General features: G+C 74.9%; 13 protein-coding genes. 9 read left to right on the top strand and 4 right to left on the bottom strand.

Translation table 11 applies throughout. The features are described 5' to 3' along the window. Positions 1 to 148: 148 nt before the first annotated feature. Complete coding sequence (locus tag GXB85_RS06880; protein WP_161916891.1) at positions 149 to 937, top strand: electron transfer flavoprotein subunit beta/FixA family protein; 789 nt, start codon at positions 149 to 151, stop codon at positions 935 to 937. Positions 938 to 945: 8 nt separating this feature from the next. Continuing rightward, entirely contained in the window at positions 946 to 1905 is a 960-nt protein-coding gene (locus tag GXB85_RS06875; protein ID WP_161916890.1) for an electron transfer flavoprotein subunit alpha/FixB family protein, read from the top strand. Between the two features lie 52 nt (positions 1906 to 1957). On the opposite strand, the gene GXB85_RS06870 is transcribed toward GXB85_RS06875, so the two are convergent. Next, complete coding sequence (locus GXB85_RS06870; protein ID WP_370524059.1) at positions 1958 to 2938, bottom strand: phosphotransferase family protein; 981 nt, start codon at positions 2936 to 2938, stop codon at positions 1958 to 1960. Between the two features lie 109 nt (positions 2939 to 3047). Here GXB85_RS06870 and GXB85_RS06865 point away from each other — a divergent pair, with 109 nt between their 5' ends. Further along, on the top strand, positions 3048 to 4268 hold the full coding sequence (locus GXB85_RS06865; RefSeq protein WP_370524058.1) for a cysteine desulfurase family protein: 1221 nt from the start codon (positions 3048 to 3050) through the stop codon (positions 4266 to 4268). 168 nt (positions 4269 to 4436) lie between these two features. On the opposite strand, the gene GXB85_RS06860 is transcribed toward GXB85_RS06865, so the two are convergent. Continuing rightward, the gene (locus tag GXB85_RS06860; protein ID WP_161916888.1) at positions 4437 to 6089 is read right to left on the bottom strand and encodes an HNH endonuclease signature motif containing protein; all 1653 of its coding nucleotides are present in this window, start codon (positions 6087 to 6089) and stop codon (positions 4437 to 4439) included. Positions 6090 to 6214: 125 nt separating this feature from the next. Between GXB85_RS06860 and GXB85_RS06855 the strand changes: the two genes are divergently transcribed. From GXB85_RS06855 to GXB85_RS06845, 3 genes are all read left to right on the top strand, one after another. Further along, positions 6215 to 6838, top strand: coding sequence for a GNAT family N-acetyltransferase (locus tag GXB85_RS06855; RefSeq protein WP_161916887.1), 624 nt, complete (start codon positions 6215 to 6217; stop codon positions 6836 to 6838). A gap of 96 nt (positions 6839 to 6934) precedes the next feature. Continuing rightward, positions 6935 to 8023, top strand: coding sequence for a tRNA 2-thiouridine(34) synthase MnmA (mnmA, locus tag GXB85_RS06850; RefSeq protein WP_161916886.1), 1089 nt, complete (start codon positions 6935 to 6937; stop codon positions 8021 to 8023). Next, positions 8020 to 9063 carry a hypothetical protein gene (locus GXB85_RS06845; RefSeq protein ID WP_161916885.1) on the top strand — a complete coding sequence of 348 codons (1044 nt, stop codon included), beginning with the start codon at positions 8020 to 8022 and terminating at the stop codon, positions 9061 to 9063. Before mnmA ends, GXB85_RS06845 begins: the two co-directional genes overlap by 4 nt. Before the next feature lie 8 nt (positions 9064 to 9071). Here the strand turns inward: GXB85_RS06845 and GXB85_RS06840 are convergent, their stop codons facing one another. After that, a complete protein-coding gene (locus GXB85_RS06840) occupies positions 9072 to 9467 on the bottom strand; it encodes a VOC family protein (RefSeq protein WP_161916884.1) in 396 nt (131 codons plus the stop codon). A 92-nt stretch (positions 9468 to 9559) separates the two neighbouring features. Then, complete coding sequence (locus GXB85_RS06835; protein WP_370524057.1) at positions 9560 to 11632, bottom strand: prolyl oligopeptidase family protein; 2073 nt, start codon at positions 11630 to 11632, stop codon at positions 9560 to 9562. Between the two features lie 118 nt (positions 11633 to 11750). Here GXB85_RS06835 and ligA point away from each other — a divergent pair, with 118 nt between their 5' ends. The 3 genes from ligA to GXB85_RS06820 are packed head-to-tail and all read left to right on the top strand — an operon-like array spanning position 11751 to position 15615. Beyond that, positions 11751 to 14120, top strand: coding sequence for an NAD-dependent DNA ligase LigA (ligA, locus tag GXB85_RS06830; protein WP_370524056.1), 2370 nt, complete (start codon positions 11751 to 11753; stop codon positions 14118 to 14120). A gap of 36 nt (positions 14121 to 14156) precedes the next feature. Next, on the top strand, positions 14157 to 14711 hold the full coding sequence (locus GXB85_RS06825) for a GNAT family N-acetyltransferase (RefSeq protein ID WP_161916882.1): 555 nt from the start codon (positions 14157 to 14159) through the stop codon (positions 14709 to 14711). After that, on the top strand, positions 14704 to 15615 hold the full coding sequence (locus GXB85_RS06820) for a GNAT family N-acetyltransferase (protein WP_161916881.1): 912 nt from the start codon (positions 14704 to 14706) through the stop codon (positions 15613 to 15615). The genes GXB85_RS06825 and GXB85_RS06820 overlap by 8 nt, the downstream gene beginning before the upstream one ends. Positions 15616 to 15621: the final 6 nt, after the last annotated feature.

Here is a 15621-nt window from a genome sequence, read left to right as displayed (position 1 = left end):
CCCGCGCGGGAGCCGGCCACCGGCACGCCCGCGCGGGAGCCGGCCACCCCACACCTGCACACCCGCGCGGCCATGGGCGCGCGTCGGCGCCAGGCCCGGCCGGGCGGTAGCCTGCCGGGGGCACGCGAGACGAGGGAGACGTCCTGGCATGAAGATCGTGGTCTGCGTCAAGCACGTCCCTGACGTGCAGGGTGACCGAGGCTTCACGGACGACGGGACCGTCGACCGTGGCCAGGGCGACGGGACCCTCAACGAGCTCGACGAGAACGCCGTCGAGGCCGCGGTCCAGCTCGTCGAGCAGCACGGCGGCGAGGTGACGGTGCTCACCATGGGGCCCGCCGACGCCGAGGACGCGGTGCGGCGTGGCCTGCAGATGGGTGCCGCGCACGCGGTGCACGTGCAGGACGACGCCCTCGAGGGGTCGGACGCCTTCGCGACGGCCTCGGTGCTCGCCGCCGCCGTGCGGCGGATCGCCGAGGACGGCGCGGTGGACCTCGTGGTCACGGGCATGGCGTCGCTCGACGGGCTCATGTCCGTGCTGCCGAGCCTGCTCGCGGCCCGCCTGGACCTGCCCCAGGCGACGCTCGCGGCCGAGGTGACGGTCGACGGCGGCGTCGTCCGCGTGCGGCGCGAGCTCGACCACGCCACCGAGGTGCTCGAGGCCCCCCTGCCCGCCCTCGTCTCGGTCACCGACCAGGCGAACCAGCCGCGCTACCCGAACTTCAAGGCCATCATGGCCGCCCGCAAGACCCCGGTGACCACGTGGTCGCTCGCGGACCTCGGCCTCGACGCGAGCGAGGTGGGCGCCGCCGGGGCGCGCACACGTGTGCTCGAGGCCACGCCGCGGCCGCCGCGCGAGGACAGGGTGCTGATCACGGACGAGGGCGACGCGGGCGTCCGCATCGCGCAGTACCTCGTCGAGAACCGGCTGGTGTGAGGAATCCCATGACTGCTCCCGTGCTCGTCCTGGTCGACCACCACGACGGCGTGCCCCGCGCCTCGGGGCTCGAGCTGCTCACCGCCGCCCGCGACCTCGGTCCGGTCGAGGCGGTGTGCATCGGCGAGGCCGGTGCACAGGCTGCCGCCGAGGTGGGCCGGTTCGGCGCCGGCGCGCTGCACGTGCTCACCCCGGGGACGACGGCGCCCGTCGCGCTCGCGGCCGCCCTCGCGCGCCTCGTCGAGACGACCGGTGCGGCGACGGTGCTGATGTCCTCGACGTTCGAGAACAAGGAGCTCGCTGCGCACCTCGCACTCGTGACCGATGCCGGACTGGTCGTGGACGCGGCCGGACTCGAGACCGCCGACGGCGGGCGCGTGGTGACCGTGCAGCAGGCGTTCGCCGCGACGTGGACGCTGCGCAGCGAGGTGCTGCGCCCGCGTGCCGTCGTCGCGCTCAAGCCCAACGCGGTTCCTGCGACGCCCGTCGACACGCCGTTCGAGCCCACGGTCACGACCCACGACGTCGACGTCTCCGCGATGCGCGAGCGTGTCGTCGAACGCACGCCGCGACCCACGTCGGGACGCCCCGACCTCACCGAGGCCCAGGTGGTCGTCGTGGGCGGCCGCGGGACCGAGGGCGACTTCTCGGCGGTCGAGGAGCTCGCCGACGTGCTGGGCGCGGCCGTGGGGGCCACCCGTGTCGCGACCGACGAGGGCTGGATCGGCCACGAGGCCCAGATCGGTCAGACGGGCGTCACCGTCTCGCCGCGGCTCTACGTGGGTGCCGGGGTCTCCGGCGCGGTGCACCACCGTGGCGGCATGCAGGCGTCGGGGACGATCGTCGCCGTCAACGCGGATCCCGAGGCGCCGATCTTCGAGATCGCGGACCTCGGCGTGGTGGGCGACCTCTTCACGATCCTCCCGCAGGCAGCCGCCGAGCTGCGCCGCCTTCGTCCCGAGGGCTGAGCCTCACGGCGTCCTGAGCCTCACGGCGTCCTGAGCCGCAGCGTGCTCTGGCTCAGAACGTGCTGAGCCACGCGAGTGCGGCGCGGCCCTGGGCGCCCTGGAACGCGCGCAGGTTCGCGATGCCCCGCGGCGGCGGCTGCACCGAGCCGTGGACGAAGTAGCCGGCCAGGCCCGCGAGCGCGGCGCGCACGGCGTCCCGGTCGGCGCCACGGGCATTGGGGTGACGCCAGAAGTGCTCGGCCGGGTCGCCGCCACCCTGCATCGCGACGCTCGGCAGCATCCCCAGCAGGTCGAACCAGCGCGCGCCGTCGGCACTCGCGTGCGGCCAGTCGATGAGCCAGACGCGCTCGTCGTCGGCGTCGAGCAGGATGTTGTCCGCCCGCAGGTCGTTGTGGACGAGCGTGGTGCCGGTCGCGGCGCGCGGTCCCTCCGTCTCGAGCTCGCACAGCTCGTCGAGGTGGGCGCGGAGCCATGCACCGTGCGCTCCGGCGGCATCGACGGCCCGGTCCAGGGCCGCGCCGTCCTGCGCGAGCGCGCGCCAGCCCGACATGAACCGGGCCAGCCCGGCGGCGAGCGGGGGCAGCCGCCCGGAGAAGGGCGTCCCGTTGTCCGCGAGCTCGGCCACCGCCTCGAGCACCCGGCTCAGCTCGTCCGCGCGCCACGGGCTCTCGGGGGTGCGGCCGTGCACCGGCGCGAACCCGAGCAGCACCCACGTGCCGTCGTCGTCCGACCACAGGAGCTCGGGTGCGCAGACACCGTCGGGCACGTGCTCGGACGCGCGCATCTCGGCGCGTGCGAGATCCGGAGAGTCGGGGTTCTGCTCGGGCGAGACCGCCTTGACGAACACCTGCGTGCCGTCCGCGAGATCGAGCACCGCGGCGTACCCCGGGCTGAACCCGTTGGTCGCGCTCGCCTCGGCGGTGACCTCGGCCCCGGCCATCTCGGCGATGCGACGGCGCACGGCGCGGGGGAGGTCCGCCCAGCCCAGCCGTGAGCCGCTGAAGGCGAGAGGGGTGGGTGGCTGCTCGGTCACCGGGGAATTGTGCCAGGTGGTGCGGTGGCTGCGGTGGAGCAGCTGTGGGGGAACCGTGGCGGGGGCTGCGGTACGGGCGGGCTCCGCCGTCCTCCGTAGACTCGCGGCCGTGTCCTCACTCGGAGCCGGCCGGGAGGCGTACCTGGATCACGCGGCGACCACCCCGATGCACCCGCTCGCGCTCGAGGCGATGGCCCGCGAGCTCACCCGCACCGGGAACCCCTCGTCCCTGCACGCCGCAGGGCGTGCTGCCCGTCGCGTGGTCGAGGAGTCACGGGAGCGCATCGCGGCCGCCCTTGGTGCGGACCCGGGCGAGGTGCTCCTGACGTCGGGGGGCACCGAGGCCGACAACCTCGCTGTCAAGGGGATCGCCTGGGCACGGCGCAGGGCCGATCCCGCCGCCAGACGGCTGCTCGTCTCGGCCGTCGAGCACCATGCCGTCCTGGATCCTGCACGCTGGCTCGTCGAGCACGAAGGGGCCTCGCTCGTCGAACTGCCCGTCGACCGCGACGGCGTGCTCGCGCTCGGCGGGCTCGCCCGGGCCCTGGACGCCGACGACGCCGAGGGCGCCCCGGCACTCGTGAGCGTGATGTGGGCGAACAACGAGACGGGCGCCGTCCAGCCGGTGCGGGGCGTCGTCGGGCTCGCGCACGAGCGGGGTGTCCCGGTGCACGTCGACGCGGTGCAGTCGGTGGGCACGCTGCGGGTCGACCTGCAGCAGGTCGCGGCCGACGCCGTCAGCGTGTCGGCGCACAAGGTGGGCGGACCCGTCGGCATCGGTGCCCTGGTCGCCCGGCGCGGTCTCGCGCTCGAGCCTGTGCTGCACGGCGGCGGTCACGAGCGTGGCGTCCGTTCGGGCACGCTGCCGGCCGCCGCCGCGGCGGGTTTCGCCGCGGCGCTCGAGGCCGCGGTCGCGTCGCGAGAGGCCGAGGCGAGGCGCCTCGAGGGGCTGTGCGAACGCCTCGTCGAGGGCGTGCGTGCCACCGTGCCCGACGCCGTCCTGCAGGGGCCCAGGATTGGGGCCGCGGGCGAGGACGGCGGCCCTGCGCGGCTGCCGGGCATCGCGCTGTGGACCTTCCCGGGCTGCGACGGCGACTCCCTCATCTACCTGCTCGACACCGCAGGCGTGCGGTGCTCGACGGGTGCGGCGTGCACCGCGGGCGTCGCGCAGCCGTCACACGTGCTGCTCGCCTCGGGGCTCGGCGAGGAGCAGGCGCGCGGCGCGCTGCGGCTCTCGCTCGGGCGCACCTCGACGGAGGCCGACGTCGATCACGTGCTGGCCGTCCTGCCAGACGCCGTCGCCCGCGCCCGCCGCGCCGGTCTCGCCTGAGCTACGGCGACGCGCTCGGCAGGCGCGCTCGGCAGGCGCATGCGGCGGGGCTCGCGGAGCGGGCGCGCGGCGGGGGACGCGGAGCGGGCGTGCGACGGGGACGCGCAGCGGACGTGCGGCGGGGGGACGCCGATGGGGCATGCGACCGGCTGTGGACGGCGCGCCGGATCACTCCGCCGTAGCGGCAGGATCGGCGTGCGCCGGCGGTCGGGCGTAGCGACGGCCCAGGGGAGAGGTCCACGTGGTGCTGCCCGTGGTCGGGTCCCGCACCGGCGTCCAGCCATGGTGCGTCTTGAGACGGTGGTGATGGCGGCAGAGGGCGTGCAGGTTCTCGGCCCGCGTCTGCGTGTCAGCCGGACGCGAGCTGTCGAAGGGCTCGATGTGGTCGAGGTCGCAGCGCGACGACGGCACCTGGCAACCGGGGAACGTGCACGTCACGTCGCGCTCGATCACGAGCCGCGCGAGGGCAGCGCCCGGGCGGTAGCCGATCGTGTCCGGTGATCTCTCCGCCGACCCGCGCGCGCGGCTGGGCGCCGCGGGTCCTGGGGCGCTGGACGCGAGGGAGGGTGACGGGGGTGACTCCTCGCGCGTGGAGGGCTCGCCTGGGGGTGGCTCGCCGGGCGCTCGTTCGCGCGGGGTGCGCTCGTGCCGGGGTGGCTCGCCCGGCGCTCGTTCGCGCGGGATGCGCTCGTGCCGGGGCGGCTCGTCCGGCGACGCCTCGTGCGAGGTCCGCGTGGCTGGGGACGGCTCGTGCGAGGATCGCGGCGTCGGGGAGCGGCGCCACCCCTGCGCGGGGCCGGCGATCTCGCCCGTGCGGGGGTCGATGACGACGGGCTCGAGCGTCGCGTCGTGGAGCGACTCATGGACGAGGACGGTGGGGATCGCGCCGTAGCCCGCGAGCTCCGCGACGTCGTCGGCGTGCAGGCCCGTGAGCGGCACGGTGACCTGGAGGTGCGGGCGTCGGGTCCTGCGGACGGGCAGCGGACCATCTGGTCCGACCCCTGCGTCGAGGACGCGACGCATCACGTCGGTCAGCGCATCGGCACGGCGCGCATCCACGGAGCGGTCGTCCTCGGGCCGCACCGACGCTGCGATCGCGTCGACGGCGGTCATCACCGTCATCGCGTCGGTCGCGGGCAGGAACGCCGTGACCCACGCCATCGCGTCGGGGGCCGGGGTCATCCGGACGCAGCGGTCACCGCGGGCGCGCGTGTGCCTGACGCGCAGCGCCGCGGGGTCGAGCGCCGCCTCGGCCCGGCGCACCGCCGCGCGCAGCTGCGGAGCCGTGCGGGACGGCGCCGTCGGCAGCACCTGGGTGAGGATCTTCCGGGCGTCCTCGAAGGACCGGTGCCGCGTCTCTCGCACCAGCGCGTCCGCCTTGCGCACGTCGAGCAGACCCGCGGCGAGGGCGTCGTGGACCTCGGGCAGGTGGGCCAGCGCGCGTCCGCGATCGACGAGCTGCTCGGCCGAGCGCCGCGAGGTGGCGAGCCGCACCGCGATCTCGTCGGCCACCGCCTCGAGGCGTGCACCACCGGCTCGGCGCTCGACCTCGGCTGCCGCTGCGGCCTGGCGCGCCGCAGCCCACGCGATGGCGCGCTCCCACCCCGCCACGACCTCGAGCAACGTCGCGTCGTCGAGGTCGCCCGGCTCGAGCGACGCGAGCTCGGTGACCAGCTCGGGGTCCGGAGCCCGGTCCTCGAGGCGCGCCGCGACGGGGTGACGGTCGGCCCACGCCGCGGGCTGCGGCACGCGTGGGCGAGCACGCACCACCTCGGCGGCGAACATCAGCTCGCTCGGGCCGGGGTGGGGGACCAGGGACATACCCCGACAGTACGGACGACGTCCGACACACATGCGAGGCACGGAGAAGCAACGTGCGGGGTGCGACGTGCGGGGTCCGGGGTGCGCCGGCGAGCCACCGGCGAGCCCCTCGCTACGATCGCCCGATGCAGCCGGACCTGTCCCGCCCCCACGCCCCGGCGAGCGATGCCGTCGTCGTCCTGCGCACGGACCGCCTGCTGCTGCGCGCGTTCGGCCCCGACGACGTCGCGGCGTTCGCGGCGATGAACGCGGACCCGGTGGTCATGGAGCACTTCGTACGACCCCAGACCCCTGCCGAGACGGAGGCCTTCGTCGCCCGCATCGAGGCGCACTGGCGTGAGCACGGCTGGGGGCTGTGGGCGCTCGAGCGACGCGACACGGGCGCGTTCATCGGATACACCGGGCTGTGGCCCGTGCGGTTCGAGGCGACCTTCCAACCCAGGGTGGAGGTGGGCTGGCGTCTCGCGGCCGCCCACTGGGGCCACGGGTTCGCCACCGAGGCCGCCCACGCCGCCCTGGACCACGCCTTCGGGGCGCTCGGCTGGCCCGAGGTCGCGTCGTTCACCGCCCGCGGCAACCTGCGCTCGCGCGCCGTGATGGAGCGGATCGGGATGCGTCGGGACCCGTCGTGCGACTTCGAGCACCCGGCCGTACCCGTGGGTCACCCGGTGCGTCCGCACGTCTTCTACCGCATCGCCGCCGGCGACCCGCGGCCCGAGCACCCCCGCGCCGAGCGCCTGCGCCGCTGAGGACCTTCCCGGTGATGGGCCGGCCGGCCCGGGGTCACTGCCGTCCGGGGTCGGGCGCCGTCCGCGTGGCCCCGAGCCGCCACGTACCCTGGCCGCATGCGTGTCCTGGCAGCGCTCTCCGGCGGCGTCGACTCGGCGGTCGCGGCCGCACGCGCGGTCGACGCCGGCCACGACGTCGTCGGCGTCCACATGGCGCTCTCGCGCAACCGTGACCAGATGCGTACGGGCTCGCGAGGCTGCTGCTCGATCGAGGACGCGGGCGACGCGCGCCGCGCGGCCGACGTGCTGGGCATCCCGTACTACGTGTGGGACCTGTCGGAGCGGTTCGAGCAGACGGTCGTCGCGGACTTCCTCGCCGAGTACGAGGCGGGGCGCACACCCAACCCGTGCGTCCGCTGCAACGAGCACATCAAGTTCGAGGCACTGCTCGACAAGGGCGTGGCGCTCGGCTTCGACGCGGTCTGCACGGGTCACTACGCGCGCGTGGAGATCGACGACGACGGCGTGCGCGCGCTGCACCGGGCCCGCGACGCGGCGAAGGACCAGTCGTACGTCCTCGCCGTCATGGGGCCCGAGCGGCTCGCACGGGCGATGTTCCCGCTGGGCGACGCCGCCACGAAGGACGACGTGCGCCGCGAGGCCGCCGCTCGGGGGCTCTCGGTCTCGGCCAAGCCCGACTCGTACGACATCTGCTTCGTGGCCGACGGCGACACGCAGGGATTCCTGCGCGAGCGCCTCGGGAGCCGCCCCGGCGACGTCGTCGACGCGGACGGGACCGTGGTCGGCCGGCACGACGGCGCCTACGCCTACACGGTGGGCCAGCGGCGCGGGCTCGCGCTGGGCCGACCGGCTGCCGACGGCCGCGCCCGCTACGTGCTCGAGGTCCAGCCCGCGACCAACACCGTGGTGGTCGGCGCGGCCGAGCTGCTCACGGTGCACCGCCTCACGGGCGAGCGTGCGGTCTGGTTCGACGACGCACCGCGGGCCTGGCGGGAGTGCGCGGTCCAGGTGCGGGCGCACGGCACGCCGGTCCCCGGGCGGGTGCGTGCCGCGTCCACGGGTGCCCAGGACCTCGAGGTCGAGCTGCACGAGGGGCTGCGTGGGATCGCGCCCGGTCAGTCCGTGGTCCTCTACGACGGGACGCGCGTGCTCGGTCAGGCGACCGTGGCCGGGTCCGGCCGGTGACGGGCGTCAGCGTCCTCGGCCCGTGGCCCGGGACGAAGGTGCTCGAGGCGCAGCGCACGGCGGTCGACGAGCTCGCCCGCGCCCCGCACGGCGTCGAGCCGCTCCCACCGACCGTCCAGCTGCCCTCGCGCGGGCCGTGGGCGGAGTCGGTCGCGCGTACCGCGGCGCTCCTGCCCGAGATGCCTGTGGAGCTCGGGCCGCACGGCTGGAAGCTCGCCGACCGCCCGGGGGCCGACCAGCGTCGCACGGAGGCGTTGCTGCGGGAGGACCTCGACGCGCTCGCGGTCGCGGCCCACGGCTGGACGGGGCGGCTCGTGGTGTCGGTGCGCGGCCCGTGGAGCCTCGCCGCGATCCTGTACCTCGCGCGCGGCGACCGTGTGCTCGCCGACGCCGGCGCGGTGCGCGACGTCGTCGCGGCGCTCGCCGAGGGGCTCGGTCCCCTCCTCGCCTCGGTGCGCGCGTCGGTGCCCGGTGCCGAGCCCGTCGTCGTGCTGCGCGAGCCCATGCTTCCCGACGTGCTGGGCGGCACCGTCGCGACGTTCTCGGGGCACGGTCGACTCGCGGCGGTCGAGGGCGAGCTGGTCGCCCAGGGCTTGACGTCAGTGGTCGACGGTGCTCGTGCGGCGGGGGCCGTCGAGGTGGTCGCCCACGGTGGGCTCCGCTTCGCGTCGAGGGCGCTCACGGCCCTCGCGGCGAGCGGGGCGGACGCGGTGGGCCTCGGGGCCGATGCCGTGCGCGGGCCCCAGTGGGAGCAGGTGGCGGCCGTCGTCGAAGCGGGCCGTCGCATGTGGTTCGGGCTGCCGCCCGAGCGCAACGGACGCCGCACCGACGTCGCGAAGGTCGCGCGTGGGATCGCCCGGCCCTGGACCGCCGTCGGTCTGCCGGCGCGTGATCTCGCCGACGTCGCCGTGCACGTCGAGGCGTCGCCGACGCTCACGGGCGGCGACCTGGTGATCAACGACCTGCGCGCGCTGCGCCCTGCGATCGCGTCGGCGGTGCGCGTGGCCGCCGAGCTCGCCGAGACCGCCGACGCCGGCTGAGGCATCCGTCAGTCGCGCGGCGAGAGCACGCAGAACTCGTTGCCCTCGGGATCCGCCAGCACGACCCAGCTGACCTCCGGACCCTGGCCCACGTCGACCCGGGTCGCGCCGAGCTCGATCAGACGCTGGACCTCGGCCGCCTGGTCGTCATCGGCGCGTGGCGCGAGGTCCAGGTGCAGTCGGTTCTTCACCGTCTTGCCCTCGGGCACCGGGACGAAGACGAGGCCGGGCCCCTGCTCCTCGACCGGGACCGAGGCCCTCGCGGTGAGCGCGTGCGGCGGGACGAGCACCACCTCGTCGTCGGCCTCGTAGGCCTTCTCCCAGCCGAGGGCCGTGGCCCACCACCGGGCCTGGGCGTGGACGTCTGTGCAGTCGACGACGACGGAGTACCAGCGGACGGGCATGACGCGCTCCCGGGGCGAGGACGAGGTGACGGGACTCAGGTCGAGCCCGTCACCCGGACGCTAGACCCGTGCACCGACACGTCGCGCCTCGTTCAGCCCGCCAGCCGCTCCCACAGGAACCGGTACGCCAGCGCGGACATGTGCGCGGCCTGCGAGTTGTCCGCCGCGCCGCCGTGCCCGCCCTCGACGTTCTCGTAGTACGTCACGTCCTTGCCCCACTCGCGCAGCCGGGCGGCGAGCTTGCGGGCGTGGCCCGGGTGCACGCGGTCGTCACGGGTGGAGGTCGTGAGGAGCACGGGCGGGTAGTCCGTGCTCTCCTCGACCAGGTGGTACGGCGAGAAGGTGCGGATGAACCCCCACTGCGCAGGGTCGTCCGGGTCGCCGTACTCGGCCATCCACGAGGCACCCGCCAGCAGGCGCGAGTACCGGCGCATGTCGAGCAGCGGGACCTGGATGACGACGGCACCGAACAGGTCGGGACGCCGCACGAGCATGTTGCCCGTGAGCAGACCGCCGTTCGAACCGCCCTGGATCCCCAGGTGCGCAGGCGCGGTGACGCCCCGGCCCACGAGGTCCTCCGCGACCGCCGCGAAGTCCTCGTAGGCACGGTGCCGGTTCTCCTTGAGCGCGGCCTGGTGCCAGCGCGGGCCGTACTCGCCGCCGCCACGGATGTTGGCGACGGTGTAGACCCCGCCGCGCTCGAGCCACGCACGGCCGAGGCCGCCCGAGTACGAGGGCAGCAGCGAGATCTCGAACCCGCCGTAGCCGTAGAGGAGCGTGGGCGCGGTGCCGTCGTGCTCGAGGTCCTCGCGGGCCACCTGGAAGTACGGGACGCGCGTGCCGTCGGCCGACGTCGCGAAGTGCTGGCTCACGGCGAGGCCGGTGGTGTCGAAGAACGCGGGCATCCCCTTGAGCGGCTCGGGCGCGGCGTCCGCCCCCACCGTCGCGAGCGAGAGGGTGGTGGGCGTGAGGTAGTCGGTGGTGACGAGCCAGACGTCGTCACTCTCCACGCGGTCGACGGCGCGCACGCCGACGGTCCCGATCGAGGGGACCCCGGCCAGCTCGCCACGCTCCCACGGGACGCCGGCCACGGCCTCACGCGGCGGGGTCAGCACCTCGAGGCGGTTCTTGACGTCGTCGAGGACGGTCAGCACCAGGTGGTGGCGCGTGAACGCCGCCCCGGACAGGGATGTCGTCGGGCTCGGGGCGAACAGCACCGTGAGGTCGCGGGACCCTGCGAGGAAGTCCTCGAGCGGTGCGGCCAGCAGCGAGCCGCCTGCGAAGGTCGGGCCGCCCTCGACGGGAGTCCAGTCCTCGCGCAGCGTGACCGTGAGCCACTCGCGGTGGAAACCGACCTCGGCCGAGGTGGGGACCTCGACCCGGACGAGGGCGCCCTCGCGCAGCAGGAAGGTCTCCTCGGCGTAGAACGCGATGGTCCGCACCACGTACTCCCGCTCGAACCCCGGCGTGCGGTCCTTGAACGCCGCGATGTACATGTCCGTCGCGGCGCCCTCGTACACCGTCTCGGCGGCCTCCAGCGGGGTCCCGCGGCGCCAGCGCTTGGCGATCCGGGGATACCCCGACGGCGTCATCGACCCCGGCCCGAAGTCCGTCGCGACGAAGATCTCGTCCTCGTCGACCCACGACACCGTGCCCTTGGCCTCGGGACGCAGGAAACCGCCGTCGGCGGGGTCGACGAACTGCTTGGTGACCAGGTCGAGCTCGCGCGTCACGTCGGCGTCCGAGCCGCCGTGGGACAGCTCGACGAGGGCCTTGCGGTACTCGGGCCGCAGCACCGTGGCGCCGTGCCACACCCAGTCCTCGCCCTCGGCCGCGTTGAGGGCGTCCAGGTCGAGGACCGTCTCCCAGTCGGGTTCGGGCGTGCGGTAGCTCTCGAGCGTCGTCCGCCTCCACAGCCCGCGCGGGTGCTCGGCGTCGCGCCAGAAGTTGTACAGGTGCTCGCCGATCCGGCTGACGTCCGGGATCTTGGCACGCGAGTCGAGCACCTCGCGGATCGCGTCGCGTGTGGCACCGAACTCGGGGGTCGCGCCCAGGGCCGCGGCGGTCTCGGCGTTGCGCTCACGTACCCAGGCCAGCGCGCGCTGCGACTCGACCTCCTCGAGCCAGGTGTACGGGTCGCCAGGGGTCTCGGGGGAGTCGCTCACGGGCACACCCTAGGAGGTGCCCGGGCGTCCGGGGCGCCGAGGGGCGCCGGGCGGGTACGTGGGCGCTGGACGATGTGCGGGCGCGCGGGGTGTCGGTGGCGCGCGCCATGATGGGCCCGTGACCGAGCCGCCCCAGCCCGTGACCGCGCAGCCCCAGCCCGACACCCCTCTCGACGAGCGCGACGTCGGCCTCGACGAGGCCGCGGCGCGACACCGCTGGGAGGACCTCGCGCGCGAGGTCACCGAGCACCAGTTCGCCTACTACGTGCGGGATGCCCCCACCGTCAGTGACGCGGAGTACGACGTGCTCCTGCGCCGGCTCAGCGCGCTCGAGGACGCCTACCCCGAGTACGGGCTGCGCACGCCGGACTCGCCGACGCAGAAGGTGGGCGGCACCTTCTCGACCGAGTTCACCGCCGTCGAGCACGTCGAGCGGATGCTGAGCCTCGACAACGCGTTCTCGGCCGACGACGTCGCGGCGTGGGACGCGCGCGTGCGGCGCGAGCTCGACACGGCGGCAGCCGACCTCCACTACCTGTGCGAGCTCAAGATCGACGGCCTCGCGATCGCGCTGCTCTACGAGCACGGGCACCTCGTCCGAGCCGCGACGCGCGGTGACGGGCGCACCGGCGAGGACGTCACGCTCAACGTGCGGACCATCGAGGGCGTGCCCCACCGGCTCACGGGCGACGACCTGCCCGAGCTGATCGAGGTGCGCGGTGAGGTGTTCCTCCCGGTCGAAGGGTTCGCCCAAGTCAACGCGCAGCAGGTGGCCGCGGGCAAGCCGCCCTTCGCGAACCCCCGGAACACGGCGGCCGGGTCGCTGCGGCAGAAGGACCCCCGCGTCACGGCGTCGCGCCCGCTGCGCATGTTCTGCCACGGGATCGGAGCCCTGCGCTGGAGCGGTCACGACGCCGCGACGGCACGGCAGTCGGACACCTACGCGCTGCTCGCGCGGTGGGGCCTGCCGGTGTCGCCCTACACCCAGGTCGTCGACGACCTCGCGGGTGTGCAGCGGATGATCGACCACTACGGCGCGCACCGGCACGACGTCGAGCACGAGATCGACGGGATCGTCGTCAAGGTGGACGAGACCACGCTCCAGCGACGGCTCGGCGCCACCAGCAGGGCACCCAGGTGGGCGGTCGCCTACAAGTACCCGCCCGAGGAGGTGAACACGCGCCTGCTGAGCATCGAGGTCAACGTCGGCCGCACGGGCCGGGTGACCCCCTTCGCGGTCATGGAGCCCGTCAAGGTCGCGGGCTCGACCGTCGCGATGGCCACGCTCCACAACCAGGACGTGGTCAGGGCCAAGGGCGTGCGCATCGGCGACATGGTGGTGCTGCGCAAGGCGGGTGACGTGATCCCCGAGATCGTCGGTCCGGCACCGCGGGCCGCCGACGACGACTGGCCGCGCACGGACTTCGTGATGCCGAGCGAGTGCCCCGCGTGCGGCACGCGGCTGCGCGCGCTGCGCGAGGGCGAGGTGGACCTGCGCTGCCCGAACGCGCGCACGTGCCCCGCCCAGGTGCGCGGCCGCGTCGAGCACATCGGGTCGCGCGGGGCGCTGGACATCGAGGCCCTGGGGGAGGTCACCGCAGCGGCCCTCACCCAGCCTCAGGTGCCGCAGACCCCGCCCGTGGTCAGCGACGCGTTCCTGTTCGACCTCGTGGGCTACCCGCAGGACGCTGACGAGGCCACGCGGCAGCTCGTGCGCGAGGCCAGCCTCGCCCGTCTCGCCGAGGTCGAGGTCGTGGTGCGGGACCCGGACACGGGCGAGCCGCGCGCGGACGACGACGGCGTGGTGCGGCGTCGCGCACCGTTCCGCCGTCGGCTCACCCACACCAAGGCGGCGCGGCAGGCCGCCGAGGCCGAGGGGCGCACGCTGGCCGAGTGGGAACCGTCGGGTGCCGCGCGCACGCTGCTCGACGAGCTCGACGCGGCCAAGAGCAAGCCCTTCTGGCGCGTGCTCGTCGCGCTCAGCATCCGCAACGTCGGACCCACGGCCGCCCGAGCACTCGCACAGCGCTTCGGCGCGATGTCCGAGCTGCGTGCGGTGCTCGACGGTGACCGTGAGCAGGCGGTGGCGACGCTCTCGGAGATCGAGGGCCTGGGCCAGGTGATCGCCGAGTCGATCCTCGACTGGTACGGGGAGGAGTGGCACCGCGAGGTCCTCGACCGGTGGTCCGCTGCGGGTGTGCTGATGCGCGACGAGCAGGACGCCTCGCTCGAGCGCACGCTCGAGGGCCTCACGGTCGTGGTCACGGGTTCGCTCGAGGACTACTCGCGCGACGGCGCGAAGGAGGCGATCCTCGCCCGGGGTGGAAAGGCTGCCGGGAGCGTCTCGAAGAAGACCGACTACGTGGTCGTCGGCGAGAACGCCGGTGCCAAGGAGGCCAAGGCGCGCGAGCTGGGCCTGCGGATCCTCGACGAGGAGCAGTTCACCGTGCTGCTGACCCAGGGTCCCGGCGCCCTGGGCGACGACTGACCGGGGCCTCGCGCCCCCCCGGAACCGAGGAGTCCCATGCAGATCCGTACCGCCCACGAGGACGAGCTCGCGCGCGTCGGCGACCTGACGGCGCAGGCCTACCTCGCGGACGGTCTGATCGAGGCCGACCACGACTACGTCGACGAGCTGCGTTCGGCCGTGCGCCGTGCCCACGAGGCCACGGTGCTCGTGGCGGTCGAGTCGGGTGCGGTGGTGGGCACGGTCACGCTCACCGGGCACGGATCGGAGTGGGCCGAGGTCGCGCGCGACGGCGAGGCCGAGATCCGGATGCTCGCCGTGGATCCCCTGGCGCGAGGGCGCGGTGTCGGCGAACGGCTCGTGGTCGCCGCCGTGGACGCGGCGCGTGAGCGTGGAGCCCGGGCGTTCGTGCTGTCGAGCCTCGAGGAGATGCGCACCGCGCACCGCATCTACGAGCGTCTCGGCATGGTCCGGGTGCCGGAGCGTGACTGGTCGGTCGAGGGCTACCGGATGCGTGTCTACTCCCTTGCGCTCGCGGGCCATGGCCCGGCCGGGAGCGAGGAGGCCGACGGTGCCGACGGAGCCGTCGGCGGTGCGCACGGCGATGTCTGAGGAGCTTCCCGCGCCGGGAGCCCTCATCGAGACCGCGACGTGGCCTCCCGTCGACGTCAGCGAGGTGGGCGGGTGGCGCGTGGGGCGGTCGGGCGGCTTCACCCGCAGGGCGAACAGTGCCTTGCCGTCGCTCGCCGCGCACCGGACGCGCCTGGGCGACCTCGCAGCGACGGCGGCCGTGGCCAGGACGCTCGGCGAGGTCGAGGCGCTCTACGCCGAGCACGGTGCGCGGAGCGTGGTGCGCCTGGACCCCCGCACGGCCCCGGGCCTCGACCGCCTCCTGGCCGAGCGTGGCTACCGCGCGGTGGCGCCGACCGTGGTGATGGCTGCGCCGCTCGCCGGCACGTCGCGCGAAGGCGCGCTGCCCGGCGGCACGCTGTCCGACCGCACGCTGTCCGACCGCACGCTGTCCGCCCGCACGCCGTCCGCCCGCACGCCGTCCGGCGGCACGCTGCCCGACGGCATGGTGCCGTCGCGCGTGTCCTCCACGCGCGCGACCGGAGCCGACGGGTTGCGGGTCGCGTGGTCCGAGCGCCCGGACGACGGGTGGCTCGAGACATGGCTCGGCGTCAAGGCGACCACCACCACCGACGCCACCCTCGCGCGGCGCATCCTGGAGGGGGCGCCCGCCCGGTACCTGACGGCCCACGACGCTGGCGGACGCATCGGCGTCCTCCGTGCAGCGCCGTCGCACGGCTGGCTTGCTCTGAGCTGCCTGGCGGTGGAGCGGCGCGCCCGGCGCAGGGGAGTGGCGCGCGCACTCACCCGCGTCGCCCTCGAGGGCGCCCCGGCGGGTGTAGGGCGCGCGTTCCTGCAGGTCGAGGAGTCGAACCGGGCCGCCGTCGCGCTCTATCGCCAGATGGGGTTCGTCCCCGTGGACGCGTACCACTACCGGGAGCGCTGAGCCCCG

This window comes from Cellulomonas sp. APG4 (assembly GCF_009996735.1).
Classification (GTDB): Bacteria; Actinomycetota; Actinomycetes; order Actinomycetales; family Cellulomonadaceae; genus Actinotalea.
This window is presented reverse-complemented; position numbering and strand designations above follow the sequence as displayed.

Coding starts and splice junctions, on each gene's coding strand:
- GXB85_RS06880 (WP_161916891.1), top strand. CDS start 149: ATGAAGATCGTGGTCTGCGTCAAGCACGTCCCTGACGTGCAGGGTGAC.
- GXB85_RS06825 (WP_161916882.1), top strand. CDS start 14,157: ATGCAGATCCGTACCGCCCACGAGGACGAGCTCGCGCGCGTCGGCGAC.
- GXB85_RS06860 (WP_161916888.1), bottom strand. CDS start 6,089: ATGTCCCTGGTCCCCCACCCCGGCCCGAGCGAGCTGATGTTCGCCGCC.
- GXB85_RS06820 (WP_161916881.1), top strand. CDS start 14,704: ATGTCTGAGGAGCTTCCCGCGCCGGGAGCCCTCATCGAGACCGCGACG.
- GXB85_RS06875 (WP_161916890.1), top strand. CDS start 946: ATGACTGCTCCCGTGCTCGTCCTGGTCGACCACCACGACGGCGTGCCC.
- mnmA (WP_161916886.1), top strand. CDS start 6,935: ATGCGTGTCCTGGCAGCGCTCTCCGGCGGCGTCGACTCGGCGGTCGCG.
- GXB85_RS06855 (WP_161916887.1), top strand. CDS start 6,215: ATGCAGCCGGACCTGTCCCGCCCCCACGCCCCGGCGAGCGATGCCGTC.
- GXB85_RS06840 (WP_161916884.1), bottom strand. CDS start 9,467: ATGCCCGTCCGCTGGTACTCCGTCGTCGTCGACTGCACAGACGTCCAC.